This window comes from Nocardioides sp. NPDC006273 (assembly GCF_040613495.1).
GTDB lineage: Bacteria > Actinomycetota > Actinomycetes > Propionibacteriales > Nocardioidaceae > Nocardioides.
Window position 1 is genome coordinate 17540 of sequence record NZ_JBEXSD010000039.1, and the last position, 23918, is coordinate 41457.

The 23918-nt window shown below is 69.5% G+C and carries 20 protein-coding genes; 9 read left to right on the forward strand and 11 right to left on the reverse strand.

The window, feature by feature from the left end:
- Positions 1 to 86: 86 nt before the first annotated feature.
- Positions 87 to 1526, reverse strand: a complete 1440-nt coding sequence (locus tag ABZZ22_RS17185; protein ID WP_354933469.1) for an MFS transporter — start codon at positions 1524 to 1526, stop codon at positions 87 to 89.
- Positions 1527 to 1696: 170 nt separating this feature from the next.
- Between ABZZ22_RS17185 and ABZZ22_RS17190 the strand changes: the two genes are divergently transcribed.
- Both ABZZ22_RS17190 and ABZZ22_RS17195 read left to right on the forward strand, forming a co-directional pair.
- Positions 1697 to 2248, forward strand: a complete 552-nt coding sequence (locus tag ABZZ22_RS17190; RefSeq protein ID WP_354933471.1) for a TetR/AcrR family transcriptional regulator — start codon at positions 1697 to 1699, stop codon at positions 2246 to 2248.
- A gap of 28 nt (positions 2249 to 2276) precedes the next feature.
- A complete protein-coding gene (locus ABZZ22_RS17195; protein ID WP_354933473.1) occupies positions 2277 to 2783 on the forward strand; it encodes a general stress protein in 507 nt (168 codons plus the stop codon).
- A gap of 73 nt (positions 2784 to 2856) precedes the next feature.
- On the opposite strand, the gene ABZZ22_RS17200 is transcribed toward ABZZ22_RS17195, so the two are convergent.
- A complete protein-coding gene (locus ABZZ22_RS17200) occupies positions 2857 to 4209 on the reverse strand; it encodes a glycoside hydrolase domain-containing protein (protein ID WP_354933475.1) in 1353 nt (450 codons plus the stop codon).
- Positions 4210 to 4420: 211 nt separating this feature from the next.
- Here ABZZ22_RS17200 and ABZZ22_RS17205 point away from each other — a divergent pair, with 211 nt between their 5' ends.
- Both ABZZ22_RS17205 and purL read left to right on the forward strand, forming a co-directional pair.
- Positions 4421 to 5065: a hypothetical protein gene (locus ABZZ22_RS17205; RefSeq protein WP_354933477.1), complete on the forward strand. Its 645-nt coding sequence runs from the start codon at positions 4421 to 4423 to the stop codon at positions 5063 to 5065.
- Positions 5066 to 5121: 56 nt separating this feature from the next.
- Positions 5122 to 7410 carry a phosphoribosylformylglycinamidine synthase subunit PurL gene (gene purL / locus ABZZ22_RS17210; RefSeq protein ID WP_354933479.1) on the forward strand — a complete coding sequence of 763 codons (2289 nt, stop codon included), beginning with the start codon at positions 5122 to 5124 and terminating at the stop codon, positions 7408 to 7410.
- Here the strand turns inward: purL and ABZZ22_RS17215 are convergent.
- Complete coding sequence (locus ABZZ22_RS17215) at positions 7329 to 8078, reverse strand: DUF2306 domain-containing protein (RefSeq protein ID WP_354933481.1); 750 nt, start codon at positions 8076 to 8078, stop codon at positions 7329 to 7331. The two genes, purL and ABZZ22_RS17215, sit on opposite strands and share 82 nt — an antisense overlap.
- Positions 8079 to 8181: 103 nt before the next feature.
- On the opposite strand from ABZZ22_RS17215, the gene ABZZ22_RS17220 reads away from it, so the two are divergent.
- Complete coding sequence (locus ABZZ22_RS17220; protein WP_354933483.1) at positions 8182 to 8916, forward strand: TetR/AcrR family transcriptional regulator; 735 nt, start codon at positions 8182 to 8184, stop codon at positions 8914 to 8916.
- 20 nt (positions 8917 to 8936) lie between these two features.
- Complete coding sequence (locus ABZZ22_RS17225) at positions 8937 to 10004, forward strand: CAP domain-containing protein (protein ID WP_354933485.1); 1068 nt, start codon at positions 8937 to 8939, stop codon at positions 10002 to 10004.
- A gap of 155 nt (positions 10005 to 10159) precedes the next feature.
- Here ABZZ22_RS17225 and ABZZ22_RS17230 read toward each other — a convergent pair whose 3' ends face one another.
- Genes ABZZ22_RS17230 through ABZZ22_RS17240 form a run of 3 tightly spaced genes read right to left on the reverse strand, consistent with a single transcriptional unit; the run spans position 10160 to position 13524 of the window.
- Positions 10160 to 11656 carry a DHA2 family efflux MFS transporter permease subunit gene (locus tag ABZZ22_RS17230; RefSeq protein ID WP_354933487.1) on the reverse strand — a complete coding sequence of 499 codons (1497 nt, stop codon included), beginning with the start codon at positions 11654 to 11656 and terminating at the stop codon, positions 10160 to 10162.
- Between the two features lie 51 nt (positions 11657 to 11707).
- Entirely contained in the window at positions 11708 to 12514 is an 807-nt protein-coding gene (locus ABZZ22_RS17235) for an ABC transporter permease (protein ID WP_354933489.1), read from the reverse strand.
- Positions 12511 to 13524 carry an ATP-binding cassette domain-containing protein gene (locus tag ABZZ22_RS17240; RefSeq protein WP_354933491.1) on the reverse strand — a complete coding sequence of 338 codons (1014 nt, stop codon included), beginning with the start codon at positions 13522 to 13524 and terminating at the stop codon, positions 12511 to 12513. The genes ABZZ22_RS17235 and ABZZ22_RS17240 overlap by 4 nt, the downstream gene beginning before the upstream one ends.
- Positions 13525 to 13738: 214 nt before the next feature.
- On the opposite strand from ABZZ22_RS17240, the gene ABZZ22_RS17245 reads away from it, so the two are divergent.
- Positions 13739 to 14695 (forward strand): YafY family protein, encoded by a 957-nt coding sequence (locus ABZZ22_RS17245; protein WP_354933493.1) that lies wholly within the window; start codon positions 13739 to 13741, stop codon positions 14693 to 14695.
- Here ABZZ22_RS17245 and ABZZ22_RS17250 read toward each other — a convergent pair.
- Positions 14675 to 15235 carry a GNAT family protein gene (locus tag ABZZ22_RS17250; RefSeq protein WP_354933495.1) on the reverse strand — a complete coding sequence of 187 codons (561 nt, stop codon included), beginning with the start codon at positions 15233 to 15235 and terminating at the stop codon, positions 14675 to 14677. The two genes, ABZZ22_RS17245 and ABZZ22_RS17250, sit on opposite strands and share 21 nt — an antisense overlap.
- A 43-nt stretch (positions 15236 to 15278) precedes the next feature.
- Positions 15279 to 16061, reverse strand: a complete 783-nt coding sequence (locus ABZZ22_RS17255; protein WP_354933497.1) for a serine hydrolase — start codon at positions 16059 to 16061, stop codon at positions 15279 to 15281.
- Positions 16062 to 16123: 62 nt separating this feature from the next.
- Between ABZZ22_RS17255 and ABZZ22_RS17260 the strand changes: the two genes are divergently transcribed.
- Positions 16124 to 16480, forward strand: a complete 357-nt coding sequence (locus ABZZ22_RS17260) for a sterol carrier family protein (protein WP_354933499.1) — start codon at positions 16124 to 16126, stop codon at positions 16478 to 16480.
- Positions 16481 to 16511: 31 nt separating this feature from the next.
- Positions 16512 to 17873, forward strand: coding sequence for a dipeptidase (locus tag ABZZ22_RS17265; protein WP_354933501.1), 1362 nt, complete (start codon positions 16512 to 16514; stop codon positions 17871 to 17873).
- A 102-nt stretch (positions 17874 to 17975) separates the two neighbouring features.
- Here ABZZ22_RS17265 and ABZZ22_RS17270 read toward each other — a convergent pair whose 3' ends face one another.
- The 3 genes from ABZZ22_RS17270 to ABZZ22_RS17280 form a co-directional block, all read right to left on the reverse strand.
- Positions 17976 to 19790 carry a HAMP domain-containing sensor histidine kinase gene (locus ABZZ22_RS17270; protein WP_354933503.1) on the reverse strand — a complete coding sequence of 605 codons (1815 nt, stop codon included), beginning with the start codon at positions 19788 to 19790 and terminating at the stop codon, positions 17976 to 17978.
- Between the two features lie 183 nt (positions 19791 to 19973).
- Positions 19974 to 21809 (reverse strand): ATP-binding protein, encoded by a 1836-nt coding sequence (locus ABZZ22_RS17275; RefSeq protein WP_354933505.1) that lies wholly within the window; start codon positions 21807 to 21809, stop codon positions 19974 to 19976.
- A gap of 48 nt (positions 21810 to 21857) precedes the next feature.
- Positions 21858 to 23747, reverse strand: coding sequence for a HAMP domain-containing sensor histidine kinase (locus tag ABZZ22_RS17280; RefSeq protein WP_354933507.1), 1890 nt, complete (start codon positions 23745 to 23747; stop codon positions 21858 to 21860).
- Positions 23748 to 23918 lie beyond the last annotated feature (171 nt).

The following is a 23918-nucleotide window of genomic DNA, read 5'->3' on the forward strand; positions in this document are numbered from 1 at the left end:
TCAATAGCAGGCCCGCTGCCTCGGGCGTCAGGGGCCGAACGACTCGTGTCCTGGGTCCTATGTCCCCGATGTCATGCGCGGTGATCTCAGTCGACCTCGACCGCCACTCGCCCGGCAACGTACGAACGTCTCCCGGAGGGGCGACGGAGCACCACGGTGAGCGAGGCGATGATCCCGATGGAGCCCAGAGCGGCCGCGGCGTAGAAGGCCTCGCGCATGCCCGGGACGACCTCGCCGGGAGTGCCGTTGGCGACGTAGACCGAGGCGATCACGGCCAGGCCGATGGCGCCACCGAGCTGCTGCATCGTCTGCACCAGACCCGAGGCCGCACCGGCGTGGGCGGCGTCGACGCCCTCCAGGCCGAGGGCCGTGGTGGAGGTGAAGACGAGCGAGGCGAAGGCGCCGTTGAGGAGGAACGGAGCCAGGACGGCGCCGGCGTACGTGCTGGTCTCGGTGAGCGTGCTCAGCCACACGAACGAGCCGGTCAGGCCCGTGGCGCCGAGGACCAGCACCCCCGGCATCCCGATCCGGGCCGCGATCCGGGGCGCCACCCGGGACATCGCGAAGATCATCAGGGTGAGCGGCAGGAACGCCAGACCGGAGGCGAGTGGCCCCAGACCCAGCGCGCCCTGCAGGTAGATCACGGTGAGATAGAACGTCGCGAACTGGGCACCGACCAGCCCGACCGCGGCGATGAAGGCGGCGACGCGGCGATGGCTGTCGAAGAGCTGGAGCTGCAGCAGCGGGTGGGCGACGCGACGCTCGGTCAGCACTAGGGCGACCAGCAGGAGCAGGCCGACGACGATGCCGCCGATGGTGCGCGCGGAGGTCCAGCCGTGCTCGGGGGCGCCGATCAGCGACCACACGATCGCGGCCGCGCCACCGGTGGCGGTCACCGCGCCCACGATGTCGAAGCGTCCAGGCCGTGGTGCGGTCTCGGCGACGAGGCGGCCGACGAGGGCGAGCACGACGAGGCCGATCGGTACGTTGATGAACAGCGTCCAGCGCCACGACGCGATGTCGGTGAGGATGCCGCCGAGGATGAGCCCGATCGACGCACCGCTGGAGGAGACGGCCGCGAAGAGCGCGATCGCCTTGGCGCGCCCGGCCTCGTCCTTCGCGGACGTGGTCAGCAGCGCGAGCACCTGAGGCGCGGCGATCGCGGCGCCGAAGCCCTGCAGCGCGCGGGCGATGACCAGCAGGTCGTCGGTCGGCGCGAGCCCGCCGGCCAAGGAGAAGAGGGTGAAGACGGCGAGGCCGGCCACGAACGTACGCCGCCTGCCGAAGACGTCGCCGAGCCGGCCGCCGAGCAGCAGCAGGCCGCCGAAGGCGAGCGAGTAGCCGTTGAGCACCCAGGTGAGTGCCGCGGGGGTGAACGCGAGATCGTCGGCGATCCGGGGGAGTGCGACGTTCACGACGGCCGAGTCGAGCACGATCATCAGCTGGGCGACCAGGACCAGGGCGATCCCGGCGCCGGCGGCCTTGGCGGCCGCGGGTGGCTTGGGTGGTGCCACGGTGGATGTCATTCAAGAGCTCCTGTTGGAGACGGAGGAGGAGTACAGTGAAACGGAGACATGCTCCGCTTGATTGAGATTAGCGGAGAGCGTCTCCGGTTAGCAATGCATTTGAAGGATGCGGCGAAGGCTGCTGTTAACTTGAGGGCCCGCAGCCCGCGGGAGCCACTGAGGAGGTCCGGATGAGAGCCGACGCGCAGCGCAACCGCGAGCGGCTGATCGAGGTCGCTCACGAGGTCTTCAAGGAGCGCGGGCTGGACGCGCCCATGGACGAGGTCGCCCGGCGGGCCGGCGTCGGTCCAGGCACCCTCTACCGTCACTTCCCCACGCGCGAGGCGCTCCACGAGGCGATCATGGCGACCTGGATCGAGGAGGTTGCCGGCCAGGTCGAGAAGGCGATGGCGACCGAGGGCGGGTGCCGGGAGAAGCTGCTCGCCTGGTTCGAGGAGTACGTCGCTCTGCTGACCCGCCACCAGGGCGCCGCCGCCAAGATCACGGCCTCCCTTGGCTGCCAGGACTCCCCGCTGCGCACCAAGTGCCAGACCTATGCCGACGCCAACGAGAGTGTTCTCGCGCAGATGGCGGACCACGGCGTGCTGCGCGAGGGTGTCGACAACCTCGACGTATGCCGCCTCCTCGGCGGCGTCGCGACCATGGCCGACCACTCCTCGCTCGCCCCCGAGGACGTACGTCCCATGCTCGACGTCATCGCCAACGGCGTGCTCAAGGCCTGACTCTCCAGCGGTGGGGCACACTGGGGGCATGTCCTTCAACTCGCCGGTCCGCAACCCGCAGAGCCCGCTGAAGCTGGAGTTTCCCCAGTCGCTCGCGACCTACGACGACTACGCCGCTGCGCAGAAGACGGTCGACTTCCTCGCCGACCACGAGTTCCCGGTCGAGAACTGCATGATCGTCGGCACCGAGCTGAAGCAGATCGAGCGGATCACCGGCCGCCTCACCTGGAGCAAGGTCGCCCTCGCCGGCGTCCTCTCCGGAGCCTGGCTCGGTGTCTTCGTCGGCCTGATCATGTCGCTCTTCGGTGACGACAACTTCCTGTTCATCCTGCTGTCGACGATGCTTCTCGGCGTCGTCTTCGGCCTCGTCTGGTCGCTGATCGGCTACGCCGCCACCCGCGGCACCCGCGACTTCTCGAGCGTCAAGGTCATCGTGCCGACGAAGTACGAGGTCCTGGTCGAGCACAAGGTCGCCGCCCGCGCCCGCGAGCTCCTCGCCGATCTCCCCGGCGCCCTGCCCAACCCGTTCGCCTGAGCGCACGCCTGTAGGGTTGTGAAGCCGAGAGTGGTCTATAGGGCACTCTCAGTTTCACAACCCCAAGCGCGGGTCAGCGGCCGTGGGCCAGGTCGTACCAGGTGACCTCGGTGGCCATGCCGGTCGGAGTCCGTCCGAGGCGCTTCTGATAGGCGACGAGGGCGACGTGGGTGTTCCAGTCGAGGACGCCGGTGATCTTCGCGCGCTCGGGCGCGGTGGTTGCGTTGAGGGCGCGCTGGAGGTCGCGGACGCGTTCGCCGGTGGATCCGCGCTTGAGGAGGGGCCGACTGTTGGCTGCCCACAGCGTCTTCCAGGCCGCCCGGGTCCAGGTCTTGCGCACCGCCAGACCGTGGGAGCGCTGCCAGGCGTTGATCGACCTGACCAGCCCCGCGTCGTACGTCCCGTCGATGGCGCCGTTGAAGCCACCGCGCTCGCGGAGCATGCATTCGAGCGCCTTCGTGTAGATCGGCGAGGGCGTGTACGAGCTGGTGCGCGGCTTCAGGTCGGGGTAGCTGGTGAAGCTGACCGGCACGCCGCCGCAGTGGGTGACCGGACGGGCGGAGGAGCCGCGGCCGAGGTCGACGTAGTTCGAGTCGATCTCGATGGTCACACCGCCGTGGGTCTCCTTGTGTGGACCTCGGTACTGCTTGACGCGGCGGTGCGGGTTCCAGGGGGTGTCAGGGAGGTACTTGGTCGAGGTGTTGGCGCGGCCGTCCCAGTCGGCGATCCACAGGTCCGCGGGGTAGACGAAGCCGCGGGGCTGGGCCTTCCAGACGGCGTACATCGCCTTGACCCCGGACGCCGCGCTCGAGTACATCGCGGGGCGGTAGCCGAGCTTCTTGATCCGGTGGTTCCACGCCGAGACGAACCACATCGCCGACTCGCGGCAGCGCTTGTTGCCGGTGTCGAAGCCCTCGAGGTCGTAGAACATCGTGCTCCCGGCGGCGATGCCGTAGCGCTTGGCGGCGTCCACGGTCGCGTTGGCCTGGCTGAGGCCCTGGCGCTTGGCCGCGGCGTACTGGTTGGCCGGGTTGGCGCTGATCCGCGGGTCGTCGCGGTAGCGCGGGAAGTGCGGGTTGCAGGACGCCTGCGGCCCGAGCGTGATCGGCAGCAGGCGCCAGCCACGGGCCTGCTGCTTGCGCACCCAGGTCGCGCTGAGATTCGTCTGCTTGCGACAGCCGCGCGAGTTGCCGGCGATGTAGATGCCGACCGCGCCGAAGTTGGAGTGCTTCCACCAGCGGTCCATCGCCGTCTGTGACGGCGCCTCGCACTGGTCGAAGCCGAAGCCGGTGAAGCTGCCCGGTGTGACCGGGTTGGCCGCGGCCGCGGGGCTGGGTGCGGCGAGTCCCGCGACCCCCACCACGCCGGCGATCAAACCGGCGCCGAGCGCCCGTCTGACGTACCTGATCCTACTGAAATCCCCCATAGTTTCGTCACGGTAGTCACAACAGTCACATCGACACCAGAGGACTCGCCTGGGTGGCGAGGTTTAGTTGACCTGACATCGGGTTTGCCGGGGCGGCGTTCGAAGCTCGGTCGTGGGCATGAAGGACCTTGGTCCCTGGCTTATCGGCCCTAACCAAAGCGGCGCTGCGGCGTTACCTTGGTAAAGGACGGACTGCTAGGGGGTGGGGCCTGTGCAGAAGCGACGTGACCGGGTCACGCCCGTCCTCTTTGCGTTCACCATCCTGCTCGCGCTGACGGTCGCCGGGATCATCCACCTCGCCCACGGCGGCGAGGTGGTCGGTCCGTTCGCCGCCGCCGACCAGGTCAGCTCGACCACCGAGCGGACCAACACGCCCTACGTCTGCTGGGACGGGAACGGGTCCGGCTCGCTGACCCGCTGTCCGGATCCGCGCGGCGAGGACGGCTTGAGCTGGGTCTTCCCTGGTCACGAATACGCTGCCCGACGCGGTGAGTGCACCCGCCGCGAGGCCGGCGGGCGTGATCTCTTCGTCGAGTGCTCGATGTCCTGGAGCGGCGACCAGGTCCACCTGCACTACGCCCACTGGGGCGAGTGGCAGGCCGGGCGGAAGAAGTACGACGCGACCGGCTCGACCCCCGGTATCGAGCAGCGCACCGACGGGGCGATGTCGCTCTCCTGGCGTCCGCGCCGGCTGCCGACCCCGCACGGCGAAGCCACCTGGATCACCGCCGAGATGGTCGAGGGCCACGGCTGGAGCGTCTCGGCGTACGCCGGGGACGCCGAGGTCGCCCGGGCGGCCCTCGAGGAGTTCGGTGAGATCCGCGACCTGCGGGAGTGGCGCGGGCTACCCAGATGACCAGTCCCTGGGTGACGACTCGGGGGATCAGGCACTTCTGACGTAGATTTCTGCCCGTGACCGAGACTTCGTCCGCTGCCGTTGCGTCCGATCTTCCGCTCCTGGACACCGTGCACCACGCTGCCGGTGACCCAGACCGAGAGCAGCCCTGGGCCGAGCTCGGTCTGAAGGAGGACGAGTACGCCGAGATCAAGCGCATCCTCGGCCGCCGGCCGACCGGTGCGGAGCTGGCGATGTACTCGGTGATGTGGTCCGAGCACTGCTCCTACAAGTCCTCCAAGGTCCACCTGAAGCAGTTCGGCGAGATCCCGCAGGAGACCCCGGCCGGCAAGATGCTCGCCGGCATCGGCGAGAACGCGGGCGTGCTCGACGTCGGCCAGGGCTACGCGGTGACCTTCAAGGTCGAGTCGCACAACCACCCCTCCTACGTCGAGCCGCACCAGGGCGCCGCGACCGGCATCGGCGGGATCGTCCGCGACATCCTCGCGATGGGTGCCCGTCCGGTCGCTGTGATGGACCCGCTCCGGTTCGGCCCGTTGGCCGAGGAAGACACCCACCGTGTCCTGCCCGGGATCGTGTCCGGCATCGGCCACTACGGCAACTGCCTGGGCCTGCCCAACATCGGTGGTGAGGCCGTCTTCGACGCCTCCTACCTCGGCAACCCGCTGGTCAACGCCCTCTGCGTCGGCGTGCTGCGCCACGAGGACCTGCATCTCGCCAAGGCGAGCGGCGCCGGCAACCTGGTGATCATGTACGGCGCGCGCACCGGCGGCGACGGCATCGGCGGCGCCTCGATCCTCGCGAGCGTCGAGTTCGACGAGGACGGCCCCGCGAAGCGGCCGAGCGTGCAGGTCGGCGACCCGTTCATGGAGAAGCTGCTGATCGAGTGCACCCTCGAGCTCTTCTCCGCCGGCATCGTGCGCGGCATCCAGGACTTCGGCGCGGCCGGCATCTCGTGCGCCACCTCCGAGCTCGCCGCTGCCGGTGACGGCGGCATGCACGTACACCTCGAGCGGGTGCCGCTGCGCGACTCGACGCTCGCTCCGGAGGAGATCCTGATGAGCGAGTCCCAGGAGCGGATGATGGCGGTCATCGCGCCCGAGGACGAGGCGACCTTCATGGACGTCTGCGCCAAGTGGGACGTCGAGGCGGCCGTGATCGGCACCGTGACCGGTGAGGGCCGGCTGCGCGTCGACTGGCACGGCGAGACGATCGTCGACGTCGACCCGACCACCGTGGCCCACGACGGCCCGGTCTACGAGCGCCCCTATGCCCGCCCGTCGTGGCAGGACGCGCTGCAGGCCGACGTCGCCGAGAAGCTCCCGCGCGCGGCCTCGGCCGACGAGCTCCGCTCGACCGTCCTCCAGCTGGTCGCCTCGGAGAACCTGTGCGACAAGTCCTGGATCACCGAGCAGTACGACCGCTACGTGCGCGGCAACACCGTGCTCTCCCAGCCCGCCGACGGCGGCATGATCCGCGTCGACGAGTCGACCAACCTCGGTGTCGCGCTGGCCACCGACGCCAACGGGCGCTTCGCCAAGCTGGACCCGTACGCCGGTGCCCAGCTCGCGCTGTCGGAGTCCTACCGCAACGTGGCCTCCGTCGGCGCGAAGCCGCTGGCCATCTCCGACTGCCTCAACTTCGGCTCGCCGGAGGACCCCGACGTGATGTGGCAGTTCGCCGAGGCCACCCGCGGCCTGAAGGACGCCTGCCTCGAGCTCGGCATCCCGGTCACCGGCGGCAACGTCTCCCTCTACAACCAGACCGGCGAGACCGCCATCCACCCGACGCCGGTGGTAGCGACGCTCGGTGTGATCGAGGACGTCACCACGCGTACGCCTTCGGACTTCCAGGCGGCCGACGAGGCCGTCGTCCTGCTCGGTGAGACCCACGAGGAGCTCTCCGGCTCGGAGTGGGCCCACGTCGTGCACGGCCACCTCGGCGGGCTGCCGCCCAAGGTGAACCTGGCTGCCGAGAAGGCGCTCGCCGAGCTGCTGGGCGAGGCGCGTTTCGTCACCTCCGCCCACGACCTCTCCGACGGTGGCCTGATGCAGGCGCTGGCCGAGCCGGCGATGTCGTCGGGGATCGGCGTCTCGGTCACGCTCGCCGGCGACCCGTTCGTCGCGCTCTTCTCGGAGTCGGTGGCCCGTGCGATCGTCACCGTGAAGGCCGCCGACGTCGAGCGGCTCACCTCGCTGGCCGAGCGCCACGGGGTCGCGGCGACACAGCTCGGCGTGACGGGTGGCGCGGCGTACTCGATCTCCTACGACGGCGGCACCGTCGAGATCCCGCTCGAGGAGCTCACCGGGGTCTGGCGCTCGACCCTGCGGGACGCGCTGGCCTGACGCTCGGTGCGCCGGCGCGGCTTGCGGTGGATGATCCACTCGGCGATCAGCAGGTTCACGACCCAGCTGACCCACGCTGAGGCCGCGGCGGCGCTGGCGAGGGTGGGATCCTCGGTGCCGAGGTCGGCGTTGGTCATGATGTCGGGCACGAAGATCATGATCAGTGCCATGCCCCAGAAGCGGTTGGCGATGATCGAGAACGCCATCGCATAGCTGCGGTACATCCACTCCCGGTGGTCCTTGAAGCGACGCTGCCGCGCGGCGCGGTAGCCCTGCACGGTGAACAGCAGGAACAGCACAGCCAGGAAGGTGTTGCCGACCTGCTGAGAGGGACCGGCCGCGGGGAACTGGCTGGTGACCAGCGCCCCCACGCCGGTGGGGATCGCGGTGACGACATAGGTGCGACCGGTCCAGCGGTGCACCTTCGGGTGGGTGTTGCGCAGCCACGGCCACAGCTGGAGTACGCCGCAGCAGAGCATCACCGAGCCGAAGAAGATGTGTGTCACCAGCGCTGGATAGAAGACCGGCCCGCGGTCGGCGGGGGACAGCGACTGGGACGGGTCCAGGCCGACATACCGAGGCAGCGCCGTCACCAGGAAGATCACCGTCGCGGCCGCGAGCGGGAAGACCCACCATTGGCGTGCCAGAGGTCTTTTCCATGTGCTCATGAATCATCCGATCTAATAGCGTATGACGTTAACTGTTTATAGATTACGCAAATCAATCGGGCGGTCAACCGCTTTCATGGAGGGGCAGGGCATGATGGGCGTGATGAGCTCCGACCTGATCCCTCGCCTGTGGGGCAAGCCTCCGGCCGGCCGACGCGGTCCCAAGCCGGCGCTGAGCCTCGCCCAGATCGTCGAGGCCGCCTACGTCCTAGCGGACGAGCACGGCCTCACTGCCGTCTCGATGGCACGGGTCGCGGAGGAGGTGGGCTGCTCGCCGATGGCGCTCTACCGGCACGTGAAGAACAAGGACGAGCTGCTCATCCTGCTCTCCGACCGGCTCTGTGCGGAGCTGGCGGAGCCCTCGCGAGATCTGGGGTGGCGTGAGGGACTGGCGGCGTGGATGCGTGCGCAGGTCGACCTGGCGCTGAGGAAGCCGTGGTTCCTCGACCTGCCGCTCGCCGTCACGCTTCCGGGGCCGAACCGGCTCGCCTGGATCGACCTGGCGTTCCACTACCTGCGCGATGTGGCGCTGCCCGCCGAGGAGAAGCTGGCGATCGTCGGCATCCTCTCCCAGTACACCCTGGGCGAGGCGAGGATCGAGGTCGAGGCCGCGCTGTCCGAGGAGGACGACCCGTTCGCCTCCTTCGAGCAGATGCTCGTGACGTACGCCGATCCGGAGCGTTTCCCGAGCCTGATGGCGTCCCTGGCGACCTGGAGCCCGGCCGCGCCCGGAGAGCGCTCCGAGGCTGACGACGCCTCTGCCTTCGGTCAGGGGCTGCTGCTCGCCGGGATCGAGGCCCACATCGAGCGCCATGTCGAGCGAAGCACGCCTGAGTAAAGGTCGATACCCTGGCGGGGATGTTCCCCCACCTGCATCGTCTCGTGTCCTGTCTCCTCGCCCTGCTGCTCGCGGCAGCTGCGCTGCTGCTCAGCGCTGGTCCGGCGTCCGCGGGGGAGGGCGGCACGATCAAGCGGCTGGCGAACGCCGCGCGGGCCGAGGCCGGTCGCGGCCCGCTCACGCGCGATCCAGACCTCGATGCGTTGGCCAGGAAGTGGGCCCACAAGATCGCTGCCGACGGGGCGCTCTCGCACAACCCAGACCTCTCCGAGCAGGTGCCGGAGGGGTGGCAGGGCGTCGGGGAGAACGTCGCCATGGGCTACCCGACCGGTGCCGAGATGCACCGGGGCTGGATGAACTCCGACGGGCACCGGGCCAACATCCTGGGCGACTACACCCACATCGGGATCGCCTTCGTCGTGGTCGACGGCACCAGCTGGGGCGTCCAGGTCTTCGCGAAGTATCCGCCGGGCGTGCGTCCGACCGCGAAGCCCAAGCCCTCCCCGCGGGCGCCGAACGCGCCGGCATCGACCAATGCACCGGCCAAGGCGCCGACCCAGTCGCCGACTCAGACTCCGCGACCCGAGCAGTCGGCGTCTGGGTCGCCGGCCCCGTCGCGTACGCCCTCGGCTTCCGCGTCTGCGTCGCAGTCGCCATCGGCGTCGCTCTCCGGTTCGCCTTCCGTGTCGACGTCGGAGTCGGCCGATGCCCTGGTCCTGGGCGACTCGGAGACGGCGGGCCCGGTGACGTTCACCGACGCCTCGGGCGGTCCGACTCCTGGCTCGAGCGGGCTCTTCGGGATCGGCTTCATCGAGATCGCCGTCGGGCTGCTCGCGCTGTCGGGTCTGGGGCTGCTCATCGCACTCCTTCTGGCCCGGCGCCGGCGCCGCGAACCACTCCGGCCTGACCTGCATGGCCCTCGGCACGTCCGGCCCGTCGGGCCGTACCCCGGCGGTGGACCGGTCTATCGGGGCCAGGTCCATCCCGCCGGACCCGGTCCTGGTCACCCCAACCCGCGTTACCCGAACCCTGGTCGTCCCAACCTGGGCGGCCCCAAGCAGTATCCCGGCGACCGCCGCCCCTGGTAGGACCTAGTCGGCGACCGCCGCGGCGACGGGCCGCGGGCCGTCGATGGAGACGCGCCGAGTCGGCTCGTTCTGACTGAGATCGCCGTCGAGTCGGCCCGTCATGACGCGCCGACTCGACGCGGAGGCTCGTCAGTTTGGGCCGACTCGGCATTCCTTTAGTCGGCGACCGCGATGCGGACGGGCTGGGCGACGGCAGCGGTACGAGCAGAGGGCGTACGCCGGAAGACCGCGAACGCGACCACGGCCGAGATCGCCATCATCGTGACCGGGAGCCAGAACGCGACCTGCAGGGCGTCGGCGGCCAGCGGCGCGACGGCAACCCGCTCGGCGGGCGAAAGGGCGCTGAGTGCTCCGATGCCGTCGCTGCCCAGGCCGGGCAGGCGTGCGGAGAGCGCGGCGGCCAGGAGTACCGAGACGCCGGCGGTGCACAGGGCGGTGGCGACCTGGTTCATCACGTTGATCATCGTCGAGCCGGCGGGGATGGCGCTGTCCTCGAGGTAGCGGGTGGCGATGGTCATGGTCGGCAGCATCACGAACCCGGCGCCGGCGGTCGCGATGGCGTGGGTCGTCGCCAGGGCCAGCATGGAAGCATCCGAGCTCAGCTGGAGCGCCAGGGCCGCGAAGGCCAGGGTGGAGACCACGATGCCCGAGCCGATCACCGGCAGCGGCGGGAACCGGTCGACGAGACGGCCGGCGACCTGGATCATGATCCCGGCCGCGATGCCGGCGGGAGCCATCAGCAGGCCGGCGGTGGTGGCGGACTCGCCGCGGACGACCTGCCAGTAGAGGGGCACCAGGATCATCGAGCCGAAGTAGCCGCCGGCGAAGCAGAACAGCAGCACAGCGCTGCCGCCGGTCAGGCGACGCTTGAGGAGCCTGACGTCCAGGAGCGGTGCCGCGGTGCGGAGCGCGTGCCGGACGAAGAGTGCAACGAGGACGATCCCGGCTCCGACCGGGACCAGCACCTCTGCGGAGAGCAGCGTCCCTTCGGCGTACGAGGTGCCCAGCACGAGGAGAGCCATCGCAGGAGGAAGCAGGAGCAGGCCGCGGACGTCCAGGCGGGCGCTCGGCCCGCTGTCCAGGCGCGGGAGGTTGCGCAGCCCGAGGATGATGCCGATCAGCCCGAGCGGCAGGTTGATGAGGAACATCCAGCGCCACGACATCGTGTCGAGCAGCCAGCCGCCCAGCACCGGCCCGAAGACGGGGCCGATCAGCACCGGCAGGCCCATCAGGGCCATCAGCCGACCCCGTTCCGCCGGGGGCGCCGAGCGGAGGGTCAGGGTCATCGCCGCCGGCATCACGAAGCCGCCGCCGAGACCCTGCAGGACTCGGAACGCGATCAGCGACTCCACGTTCCAGGACGCCGCGACCAGGCCGGAGCCGATCGTGAAGACGCCGATCGCGCTCAAGAACACCCGGCGGGCGCCGAACCGGCTGATCGCCCAGGCCGCGGCCGGGATGACCGTCGCCAGGGCGAGCGTGTAGCCGGTGGCCACCCATTGGATCACCGGTAGCGAAGCGCCCGTCTCCTGGGAGAGACGGGCGATCGCGACCGCGACGATCGTGATGTCGATCGGGATCATCACCGTGCCGGCGATGACGGTGAGCACGATCGTTGTCGGGCTCGGGGGCGTGCGGAGTCTGGGAGTCATGAGCCCAGTCTCGAAGCTAAAGTGAACTTGAGGTCAAGGGTCTCGACCGCTTCAGTTCGACCTCTCCATGGTTCGTACGCCGACGAGCACTCCGACCACGGCGACGGCCGTTGCCGCGACGAAGCCGCTGATGACGACATCGGCCGGGAACTGGCCGGCGAAGAGCGCTCGTGCCGCCTCGACGACGTACGTCATCGGGTTGATGTCGCTGAGGAGCCGGAGCCAGCTGGGAGCGCCGTCGAGAGGGAGGAGAACGCCGGAGAGGAGCAGCAGCGGGAAGATCAGCATCTGCTGGACGGTCCAGAAGACCCAGTCCTGCTCCTTCGCGGCGGTGGCGAGGGCGAAGCTGAGCGCACCGAGGCCGATCGCGAAGAGCGAGACGATGACCGATCCGACAAGGACCCCACCGATGTGGAGGTCGAAGCTGAACGGGGTCACCACGGCGAGGATGACGGCCGTCTGGACCAGCACCGGCACGACCTCCTTCAGGGCCCGTCCGATCAGCAGTGACGGCCGAGAGAGGGGCGAGACGAGCAGCCGCTCGTGGGAGCCGGACCGGATCTCCGCGGTCAGGTCCGCGCCGGTCATCGAGGCGCCCATCAGCGCGGTCATGACGACGATGCCCGGCACGAACCACTGCAGCGCGCTGCCGTTCTCGACGTCGGGCAGGAGCGGTGCGAAGAGGGCCAGGAAGACCAGCGGCTGCATCATCGCGAAGAGCATCGAGGCGGGCTGACGCAGCTTCGGGGTGAGCTCGCGGACCAGCACGGTCCAGGTGTCCGTGAGGAACCCGGTCGGCCTGCTGAGCGTGTGAGTGGTGCGCTGGAACCGGGCGGTCGGGACGGTGAGGGTGGTCATGCTGCAGCTCCTTCGGTCTGGGTGTTGCTGGCGGACTCGGCGGACTCGCGCAAACTGCGCCCGGTCAGGTCGAGGAAGACGTCGTCGAGGGTGGGGGTGCGGACCTCCATCCGGATCGCGGGCGTCCCGTGGGCAGCGAGGTCGATGGCCAGCGCGGGGGCGGTGTCAGCGCCTCGCGGGCTCCGGATCGACACCTGCGTGCCGGTGCGCTCGACAACGGCGCTGGCCAGCCCTGCCTCGGCGCGCGTGGCCGCGGCGGTCGCATCCGCCTCGGTGCCGAAGGTGAGCAGCACCAGGTCGCCGAGCCTCGCCTTGAGCCTGGGGGCGGTGTCGTCTGCGATCACCAGGCCGTGGTCGATGACGATCACCCGGCCGGCGAGCGCGTCCGCCTCCTCGAGATAGTGGGTGGTGAGCACTATCGTGGTGCCGTCGTCGTGGAGCCGGCGGATCTGGTCCTGCAGGTTGGCGCGGTTCTGCGGGTCGAGACCGGTCGACGGCTCGTCGAGGAACAGCACCTCCGGGTGGTTGAGCAGGCCGATCGCGATGTCGAGACGCCGACGCTGGCCCCCGCTGAGCGTCTGGACCTGGCGGTCTGCATGCTCCGCCAGGTCGAAGGCCGAGAGCAGCTCCTCGATGCGTGTCTTCGCGGCAGCGCGCGGGATGCCGTGGGCGCGAGCCTGGGACATCAGCTCGTCGCGTCCGCGCTGGATGAATGCGGCGGCGTTGCCCTGGCCGACATAGCCGATCGAGCGCCGGACGGCCGCCCGGGCGCGGACGACGTCGTGGCCAGCGACCTCGGCGGTGCCGGCGGTGGGTGGGATGAGGGTGGTCAGCATGCGCAGCGTGGTCGACTTGCCGGCTCCGTTGGGGCCGAGGAAGGCGACGAGCTCACCTCGATGGATCTCGAGGTCGAGCCCGCGCACCGCCTCGACGGTCTTCTTGCTCCTGGAGAAGTGCTTCGTCAGCCCTTGAGCGCGGATCACCGGCTGCTGGTGGGTTTGGTTCGTCATGGCTCCAGCCTCTGAAAGCATCCGGTCAATTTCTGACCGCTTTCGAAAATTTCTTCCGCGAACCGGTTTAGAAACCCGACGAATGGGTAAGAGACAGACAGCGCGGCGGCGGGCGGCTCGAGGAGGGGGCGAGCCGGCCGTCGCGCGGGCTCGATCCGGGTTGCTGGGCAATCAGGTCATGAGTTGACCGCATTGGCGCCTAGGGTCATGTGTCATGAGTACGAGCGCCCGGATGCTGCAGCTTCTCTCGCTGCTGCAGACCCACCGTTTCTGGCCCGGCACGGAGCTGTCCGTACGCCTCGAGGTCAGCGAACGTACGCTGCGCCGTGACATCGAGCGGCTGCGAGACCTCGGCTATGACGTGGACGCCACCCGCGGGGTGGCTGGGGGCTATCAGCTCCGCGCCGGCAACGCGCTGCCCCCGCTGCTGCTCGACGACGAGGAGGCGGTCGCGATCGCGGTCGGGCTGCGCACGGCAGCCGCCGGCCCGGTGGCCGGGATGGGGGAGACGTCGGCCCAGGCGCTGGGAAAGGTCGTCGCGCTGATGCCGCCGCGGCTGAGGCGCCGGATGGACGCGGTCACCTCGCAGACGGACTCGATCCCGTGGGGAGGGCGGGTGTCGCTGGATGCCGGAGTTCTCGGTGTCCTGGCGCAGGCCTGCCGCGACGACGAGGCGCTGACCTTCACCTACCAGGCGCCCGAGGCCGAGCCGACCCGGCGTCGCGTCGAGCCTCATCGGCTGGTGACGCTCGGCAACCGCTGGTATCTCCTCGCCTATGACCGGGTCCGTCAGGACTGGCGCTCCTTCCGGGTCGATCGGATCAGCGAGCCGACGACCACCGGTCAGATCTTCCGCCCGCGGGAGATCCCCGGCGGGGACGCGGCGGCATACGTCCAGGCCGGGATCCGCTCCCGGTCAGCCGCCTACGACATCTGCGTACACCTCCAGGTCGAGGCCGACGTGGTCGCGCGGCACGTGGGGCGCTGGGGCCAGGTCGAGGCCGCCGAAGGCGGCTGCCGGTTGCGGATGCAGGCCGACGACCTGGGCTGGCCGATGATGATCCTGGCCGGCGTCGATGCCGAGTTCACGGTCGAGCAGCCCGCCGAGCTGGCCGAGATGGTCAAGCGGGCGGGGGAGCGGTTCGTCCGCTCAGGCGCCGTCACGTCCTGAGCGGGCCAGCCACTCCTCGCGCAGCAGCCCGTAGACCACCAGGTCCCGGCGACCACCCGGGTAGGCCTGGGCGCCACGCATGGTGCCCTCGTGGGTGAACCCGAGGCGCTCGGCGACCGCTCGGCTGCGCTTGTTCATGACCGAGGTGTCGATGATCGCCCTGGCGATCTCGTACTCGTCGAAGAGCATGTCCAGCAGCGCCGAGACGGCTCGGGTGATCAGGCCGCGCCCCTCGTAGGCCTCGCCCAGCCAGTAGCCGATCGTGGCCGACTTCTCGTAGAGGTTGATCCGCGCGGTGGCGGCGCCGGCGACCTGGCCGTCCTGGCGGATGACGCATGGGATCGCCTCGCCCTTGACCCACCGGTCGAGCAGGTAGGTGCCGAATCCGGCGACGCTGAGCATGCTCTGCTGGCCGTGCGCCCACGGCTCCCACTCGCGGAGATGGTCGAGGTTGGCGTTGATGAGCTTGTGGATGGCGAAGTCGGTCGATCGGTCACGCAGAACGATCTCCGCGCCGCTCCCGAGGTCGATGCTGAACAACTGGTCTCCTACCCTGCCGGACCGGGAGTTGGATCGTACGCTCTCAGCCGTCCCGCAGCGCGTCGAGGACGAGCGTGCCGTACGCCCGCATCCGGGCCAGCACCGGGACGACCTCCCCATCAAAGCGGCAGATGACCGCGTACGCCGCCTGCCGGCCGCCGACGTCCAGCAGGCCGACCTCGGCGCGGACGCCGTCGTCGGTGCCGGTCTTGCTCCACACCTGGAGCTCGTCGGCCAGATCGGTGGGGGACGGCTGGGAGTGAGCCAGCGGGTCCAGGCCGAAGGCGGAGGAGACCATCGACAGATCCGCGGACGGCGCCAGCCAGGACAGGACGGTCGGGTGCGGCGTACGGAAGTAGGCGGCCCAGTCGGCGGCACAGCCGACGGAGAGCAACGGCGGGTCAGCCGGCGTCCGTACGTCCCGAACCGAGTCGTTCAGCATCGACCCGCCCGGGGCCAACCGTCCCGCGACGGTCTGGACCTGGTCGAGACCGACGTGGTCGAGGAGCACGTTGGTGGCCAGGTTGTCCGAGACCGCGCCGACCAGGCGGGCACAGTCGGCCACGGTCAGCGCGGAGGCGTCGAGGTGTTGCCACAGCCCGCTGTCGGCCACCGGAGCGACACCGTCCTTGCGCAGCATCAGCTGTGCCAGCGACGGGTCCTCGTCGAGCAGTTCGGCGAGGTGGTGCAGCAGGAAGAGCTTCCCGACGCTGGCCGTCGGCAGCAGCAGCTCCGGGGAGGACTCGACGATCACCTCGCCGGAGCCGGTCTCGACCGCGAGGATCGACCATTCGACATGTGCCGACTCGAGTCTCTCCCGTCCCACGTTCCGGAGCGTAGTGGTCGCGTGCCGCCAGGGTGGGGAACTGCCGCAGATAGGGTGGCGACGTGCCAGCTCGACTCAAGCCCGCGGACGCCGCCGACGTCGCCGACGCTCTGGATCGCGTACGCGCCGAGGAGCCCGCCAAGGCCGACCTACGACTCCTCACCAAGCACTTCCTCGCCGTGCTCGAGCAGCGCGCGCCGGGCAGGAGCGTCGAGGTCCGGGTCCCGCCGTACGCCGCGGTGCAGTGCGTCGAAGGTGTCAGGCACACCCGGGGCACCCCGCCGGCGGTGATCGAGACCGACGCGGAAACCTGGATCGCCCTTGCCACCGGGGGGATGACCTGGCCCGAGGCCGTCGACCAGGCCCGCGTCCGGGCCTCGGGAGAACGCACCGACCTGTCGGCGTACCTGCCCCTGTAGACCGTCACGGCTCGACTTGTAATCTCACCCTATGACCCACTCCACCGAAGACATCAAGGCCCGGGTAGACGAGCTGTTCCCCGGCATCCGCAAGGACCTCGAGGATCTGGTGCGGATCGAGTCCGTGAGCGCGGACCCCGCCCGTCTGAGCGAGGTCGAGAAGAGCGCGGAGATGACTCGCGACCTCTTCGCGGCCGAGGGGTTCGAGGTGGAGATCGTGCGCGCCTTCGACGGCGCCCCGCCGGCCATCGTCGGCGAGAAGAAGGGCCCCGAGGGGGCCCCGACGGTGCTGCTCTACGCCCACCACGACGTCCAGCCGGAGAACGACCACGCCGACTGGAACACCCCGCCCTACGAGCCCACCGAGGTCGGCGACCGGCTCTACGGCCGCGGTGCCGCCGACGACAAGGCCGGCATCGCCGCCCACATCGGCGCGGTCCGGGCGCTGGCCAGCCTCGACGAGAACGGCGACCTGCCGGTCACCGTTCGCCTCTTCATCGAGGGCGAGGAGGAGGTGGCCTCCGCGACCCTGCCCGAGCTGCTCGGGAAGTACCAGGACAAGCTGAGGGCCGACGTCATCGTCATCGCCGACTCCGGCAACTGGGACATCGGCGTCCCGGCGCTGACCACGTCGCTGCGTGGTCTCATCCGGGTCGACGTCGAGCTCCGGACCCTGGGACACGCGGTCCACTCCGGCATGTGGGGCGGTCTGGCTCCCGACGCGATCATGGCGCTCGTCCGCCTCCTCAACACCCTCTGGGACGAGGACGGCGCGCCGGCGGTCGAGGGGCTCGTCTCCGGCCCGGCGGCGGACGTCGACTACCCCGAGGAGCGGCTCCGTGCCGAGTCCGGTGCCATCGCCGGCCTGCAGTGGGTCGGCAAGGGCAGCGCCGTGGAGCGGATGTGGACGCAGCCGGCGATCACGATCACCGGTCTGGACGCACCCAAGGTCGACGGCGCCTCGAACACCCTGGCCGCCAGCGCCCGCGCCAAGGTCACCATCCGGATCGCGCCCGGTGACTCCGGCGAGAACGCCGTCGCCGCCCTGCAGAAGCACCTCGAGAAGCACGTCCCGTGGGGTGCCGAGCTGACCACCAACGTCGTCGACACCGGTGAGCCGATCGCCCTGGACGCGACCGGCCCGGCCTACGACGCGGCTCGTTCCGCCTTCACCGAGGCATGGGACGGCACCGCTCCGATCGACATGGGCGTGGGCGGCTCGATCCCGTTCATCGCGGAGTTCCTCGAAGCGTTCCCGCGCGCCAGCGTGCTCGTCACCGGCGTCGAGGACCCCGACACCCGCGCCCACGGCGCCAACGAGGGTCTCCACCTCGCCGAGTTCCGACGCGTCGTCGTCGCCGAGGCGCTGCTGCTCCAGAAGCTGGGGCGCTGATCGTTCACCGAGTCACCTCGGTGGAGTGACACTGCCTTCGCGGAGTTCCGCGAAGGCAGTGTGTGCTCACCGAGGTACCTCGGTGAACATCCGCACGCGCCGCTACACGCCAGGCAGCGTCAGCGCGACCCGGGTGCCCTCACCGGGGCGCGAGTCGAGCTCGACCAACCCGTGGTGACGCCTGGTGATCAGGTCGACCAGCGTCAGCCCGAGCCCAGCGCCACGCGAACCGCCCAGAGCGGAGTTGGTGCCTCGGTAGAACGGCTCGAAGACCTTCGACTGCTCCTCGTCGGAGATGCCGACACCGGCGTCGGCGACGATGATCGTGACCTCGTTGCCGGCGCTGTAGAGCATCACGTGCACCCGGGAGCCCCGGTGGCTGTAGGTCAGCGCGTTCTTCACCAGATGCAGGAAGGCTGCGCGCAGCTCGCGGGGGTCACCGACGACGTACGCAGGCCCGGTCGGTGTCGTCAGAACGCACTCGATGTCCTTCTGGGCGGCGTCGGGATCGAGCTCGTCGAGCACGTCGTCGAGCATCTCGGAGACCTCGATCGTCGTCTCGCCCGGAGCGTTGGCTGGGTCCCGGATCCGAGAGAGCAGCAGCAGGTCGCTGACGATGCCCTCGATCTGAGCGCTGCGCACGGTGAGCGTCTCCACCTGGACGATCCACGGCAAGGTGTTCACCTTCTCGGCACTCAGCGCGTTCAGCGACGTGCCGAGGGCGTTCACCGGGATCCTGAGCTCGCGGGCGACAGCCTCGATCAGCAGGTTGCGTTCGCGGTCGGCCTCGGCTAGTCGCCGGGCGAGGTCGCGCTCCTGCGTGTAGGCGTCAGCGGTGAGCACGATACGTCCGAAGTCGCGGCCCAGCTCCAGCGCCAGCCGGCCCTCGGCATCGCTCCAGACAGGCCGCCCGGGCGATCGGAGCAGGACGATGTGGCCCAGCCACTCGTGGTCGGCCCCGACCGGCACCACCAGGGCGCTGTCCGCTCCCAGGGTCCTGAAGAACCTGTCGACGACAGCGGCCTCCTCGTACCAGTCCGAGGGGCCGTTGATCTGCTGGCGGGACAGGATCGAGTAGCTGCCCTCTGCCCAGTATCGGGACGTGTTCTTCGCGGTGAGCGCGGCCAGGTCCGGCTCCGGCTCCCAGTCGAGGCCGGGGGTCGCATGCACGACCATCTGGTTGCCTGGACCCTTGGTCGCCATCCAGATCCCGTCGGCCCCCAGGCCGCGGACCAGGGCGTCATGGCTGGCGTCGAGCACGTCGGCGAGGCTGAGCTTGGAGCTGGCGTCGCGCAGGAACTCCTTGGCGGTCTCGAGGTTCGCCGCGCGCTCGTAGAGTCGTTCGCGCTCGAGGTAGCCGAGCACGACCCGCTGGGCTCGCTTCGCAAACCGGTTGAGCACTCGGCGCTGGGTGAAGTCCGGCCGTCGTCCGCTGACCGGCATGTCCACCGAGAGGCAGCCCTGGATGGAGCCGTCGTCGCCGATGATCGGTGCGATCAGCATGTCGTGGGGGTGCCACGCGTCGGGTGCGTCGATCATGTTGGTGGTGGAGACCCAGCTGCCCTCGTGAAGGTTCACCCGCTCCTGCGGGACGAACCGCCACGCGCCCCAGTTCTCACCGTGGGAGAGGTTGCCGCGCAGGTCGGCGAGGGCCCATCGGGTGCCGAGGATCTCCTCGGCCGACTCCCGGTGGCCGTGCGCGTTCAGGCCGCTGGTGAAACCGTGGACCGCGACCACCTCGAGCTCGTCACCCCGGGTCACGTTGATCGCCGCGATGCCGAAGCCGAGCAGCTCACAGATGCCCTCGGCGATCATCTGCAGAGCAGGGTCGACGGCCGAGAGGGGCACAGACGACGACTGCCTGCTCGGCGTACGCTGCGGCACGTCGAGGGCTTCGGCTGACTGTGGTGGGGGCATCCTTGCTCTCGGGTAGGTCGGTCAGGGCAGGTGTTGCAACTGCGTGGCAGTCCTGAGGACCTTGGCACCACGGAGTGTTGCATGAATCGCCCATCCTGTGCAGGGGTAGGGCGACGTCTCGACCAGATTGTGACGTTCGGTTAACAATAGATGGCGCGGGTATGGCCGCCTGCCGCGCGATCTCTAGATCGAGGCGTCGTTGGCCAACGGAAGGACCATCGAGACGCGGGTGCCGGTGCCGGGCTCCGAGCGCAGCGTGACGCGGCCGTCGTGGCGGCGTACGACCCGGTCGACGATGCTGAGCCCGAGGCCGACACCCTTCCGGCCGCCGACGGCCTGGCTCGTGCCGCGGTAGAACTCGGTGAAGACCTGGAGCTGCTCGGCGGCCGGGATGCCGACGCCGTTGTCGGTCACCGAGATCGCCGCCTCGCTCGCACTCTCCACGATGTAGAGCCGCACGTGTCCGCCGCGATGGGTGTAGACGAGCGCGTTGTCGACCAGCCGGAGGACCGCCGCCTTGATCTCGCTGCGATCGCCCAAGACCTGGATGCTGTGAGCGGGCACGTCGATGCTCACCTCGATGCCACGCTTCTCGGACTCGTACGTCCTCTGCTCGAAGATCTCTCGCAGGAGAGGCACCAGATCGACGTAGGTCAGGGTCGGCCGGGACGAGGGGTCGGAGAAGCGCGAGAACAGGAGCAGATCGTCGACCATGGCGACCAGCTGGTCGGACCGGCTGATCAGGTTGCCGACCTGTTGGAACCAGGTCGATGATCCGCGGTCCTCGTGACGCAGGGCGTCGATGCCGGTCGTGAGGGCGATGAGCGGGTTGTGCAGCTCCTGCGCGACGGACTCGATGAGCCGGCTGTGGACCCTGTCGGCGGTCGCGAGACGCTGGGCGAGGTCACGCTCCTGGGTGTAGGCGTTGGAGGTGAGCACGATGCGCCCGAAGTCGCGACCGAACTCCATCGCGAGTCGTCCCTCGGTGTCGGTCCACTGGGGGCGTCCCGCCCCGCGGAGCAGGACGAGGTGACCGAGCGCGGTGGTCTCCACGCCGATCGGTACGACGAGAAGCGAGTCGGCCCCGACCGCGTTCAGGAACTCGAGTCCGATCTTGGCGTACTTCCTCCGCTCCGGGTCGCCGCCGCGGGTCACCTGCTGGAGCAGGGCGCGGTCGACGATGGCGTGCTCGCCCTCGTCCCACAGCCGGGTGCTCTGGTAGGACTGCGCGCCCGCGAGCGCGTGCTCCTTGCGGTTCCACCGGACGCCGGGGGAGGCGTACGCCACCACCCCACCGTCCCCGTCCTTGGCCTGCACGTAGAGACCGTCGGCGTCGAGACCTCGGCTCATCGCCTCCTGGGTGGCCTCGAGCACCTCGGTGAGACCGAGCTGAGAGTTGGCCTCGCGCAGGAAGCTCTGCGCCTCGATCAGGTTGTTGGCCCGCTCCTCGAGGTATTCGCGCTGCAGGGTCAGCAGCACCGCTCGCCTGGCCTGGCGGGCGAACCGGTTGAGGATCCGCTGCTGCCTGCGACCCGGGCGGCGACCGTTGGTCGGGCGATCGATCGAGAGTACGCCGACGAGCTCGCCGTTCTCGTCGTAGAAGGGCGCCAGGAGCTCGTCGAGACGGTGCCAGTCCTGAGGGTCCTTCAGGACGTCCTCGTCGGTGTCGGGGACCCAGTAGCCCTCCGCCTGCCCGATGGTGTTCTGCTCGTGCGGGATGAACTTGATGTCGCCCCAGTCGACGGACATGTCCAGCAGGTCCGTAACCACCGAGACCGGGAACCGGGTGCCCAGCATCTCGGCCACGGTCATCTCGCCGTCGACGGTGTGGCCGGTCTCGTCCCCGTACGCGGCGACGATCTCGAACTCGTCACCTCGGCGGATGTTGATGACGGCGGCGCCGAAACCGACGAGCTCGGTGACGCCTTCCGCGATCAGCTGCAGACCCGGGTCGGGGGTCGGGTACGCCTCGGAGGCACCGTCTGGCACGTCCGAACCCGCTGAGGGCGTACTGGTCATGAGTTCTCCGCCGAGATGAAATCCGCACCTCGTCACCTGTGCGTAAGGTTAAACAATGGGCAGCGTCACACGGAATGTGCTTCCTGCGCCAGGGGTCGAGTCGACCGAGATGAGTCCGCCGCGGCGGCTGACGATCCGCGAGACGATGGTCAGGCCGAGTCCGGTGCCCGGCTGTTTGAGGGCGGTGGGGTTGGTCGAACGGAAGAACTCGGTGAAGAGCCGGTCCTGGTCCTCCGGTGAGATCCCGAGGCCGTGGTCGGTCACCCGGAGCTCGAACCAGCCTGGGCTGGTCCGCGTGCTCACGATCACCTGACCGCCCTCGGGGCTGTACTTGATCGCGTTGGTGACCAGGTTGATCACCACGCGGTCCAGATCGCCTGGAGCCAGGGTCACGTAGACGTCGTCGGACGGCACCTCGAAGACGAGCTCGTGGACGTCGCTGGTGGGCATCTCGGCGCTGAGCTGGCTGTGGACCTCCTCGAGCACCTGGGCGACCTGGATCGGCACCGTGGGTGGCAGGTGGTCGGGGTCGGAGACCTTCGACAGCATCGCCAGGTCCGCCACGATCTTCTCGGTGCGGTCGCGGTTGCGCGTGAGCGCGGTCAGCACCTCGGCGTACTCCTCCTCGGACTCCGCGTAGGGCAGCGACTCGATGTTCCACCGGAACGCGGAGAGCGGGTTCTTCAGCTCGTGGGCGACCGTCGCGATCAGCCGGCTCTTGTGGGCCTCGAGCTCACGCAGGGAGTCGACCGCCGCCCGCTGGCGCAGGTAGGCCCTGGAGTTGTGGACCACGCGGCCGAAGTCGCGGCCGAGGTCGGCGGCGGTGATCAGCTCGAGCTCGCTCCAGTGGGGCTTGTCGGGACCGCGGGCGAGGAGCATCGCGCCGTACCAGGTCTGGCCGGAGCCGATCGGGACCCCGACGATCGAGCCGACCTTGTAGTGGCGGATCCACTCGGTGATCAGCTGCTGTGTCTCCGGGTCGGGGTGGGGCAGCCGCTCGGCGCCGTCGGGGGTCTGCACGGTGATGCTGCGCTGGTCCCAGAGGTATTGCCCGTAGTCGACCATGAACGGGCTGGTCAGGTCCTCGATCGGGAGCTTGAAGTCCTCCCGGTAGACCTTGGTGCGGATGCCGCGGCCGCCCGGCTTGGACATGTGGAGCCAGAAGTCGGTCAGGTCGAGCACGTCGACCAACCCCGTGCTCAGCGAGTTGAGGATCTCGTCGGGGTCCAGCTCGCGTCCGGCTCGGCGGATGACGTCGCGGGCGGCCTCGGCGAGGCGTACCTGCTCGGAGAGCTCCTCGCGCTCCAGGGCGAGCAGGATCGCGCGCTGCGCCTGCACCGCGTGCCGGTTGAGCACGGCGCGCTTCTCCGGGCTGGGGCGGAGGCCGTCGGTCGGGACGTCGACGATCAGGGTGCCGCGGAGCTTGCCGTCGTCGTCGCGCAGCGGAGCGACCAGCAGGTCGAGCGGGTTCCAGGCGCCGGCGGCGTCGACCGTCGTCATCGTCGGGATCCAGCCGTACACATCGGCGGTGGGATCCAGCCGCTCGGCCGGCACGAACTTGAAGATGTCCCAGTCGTCGGCACGGGCGAGCTCAGCCTCGAGGCGCTCGATCGGGGTGACGATGCCGAGCAGGTCGGCGCGGGCCGACTCCTGGCCCGAGACCACCACCATGTGGAGGTTGCCGTCAGGTCGCGCGACGCTGATCGTGGCCATCTCGAAGCCGGCCAGTGCGGTCAGGCTGTCGGCGATCAGCTGGAGGTCGGAGAGATCCTCACCGGGGGTGAGCAGACCGCCGATCTCGGCCAGATCGGTGGTGATCGTCGTCATCGTCGTGGTGAGGTCGCTTCTGGCGCGGTTCCCGCCCAACGGGGGTGGCGCGAATCCCGGGGGCACCGTCAGACGGTGACCGCCGGCGGGCTTGGGCGCTGAAGAAGTCATCGGATCGATTATCCGGGAAGTCGGTCCCGGGCGGTAGGGCAGACGTGGACGGTTCTTTGCATTCATGAATCCGAGACGTTCATGTGACCACCCTTACAGGACTGTCAAGGGTTCGCTGATCGTCGGAGTACGGCCTTACACTCGATGCCGTGGTCAACCTCACCAGCTCAG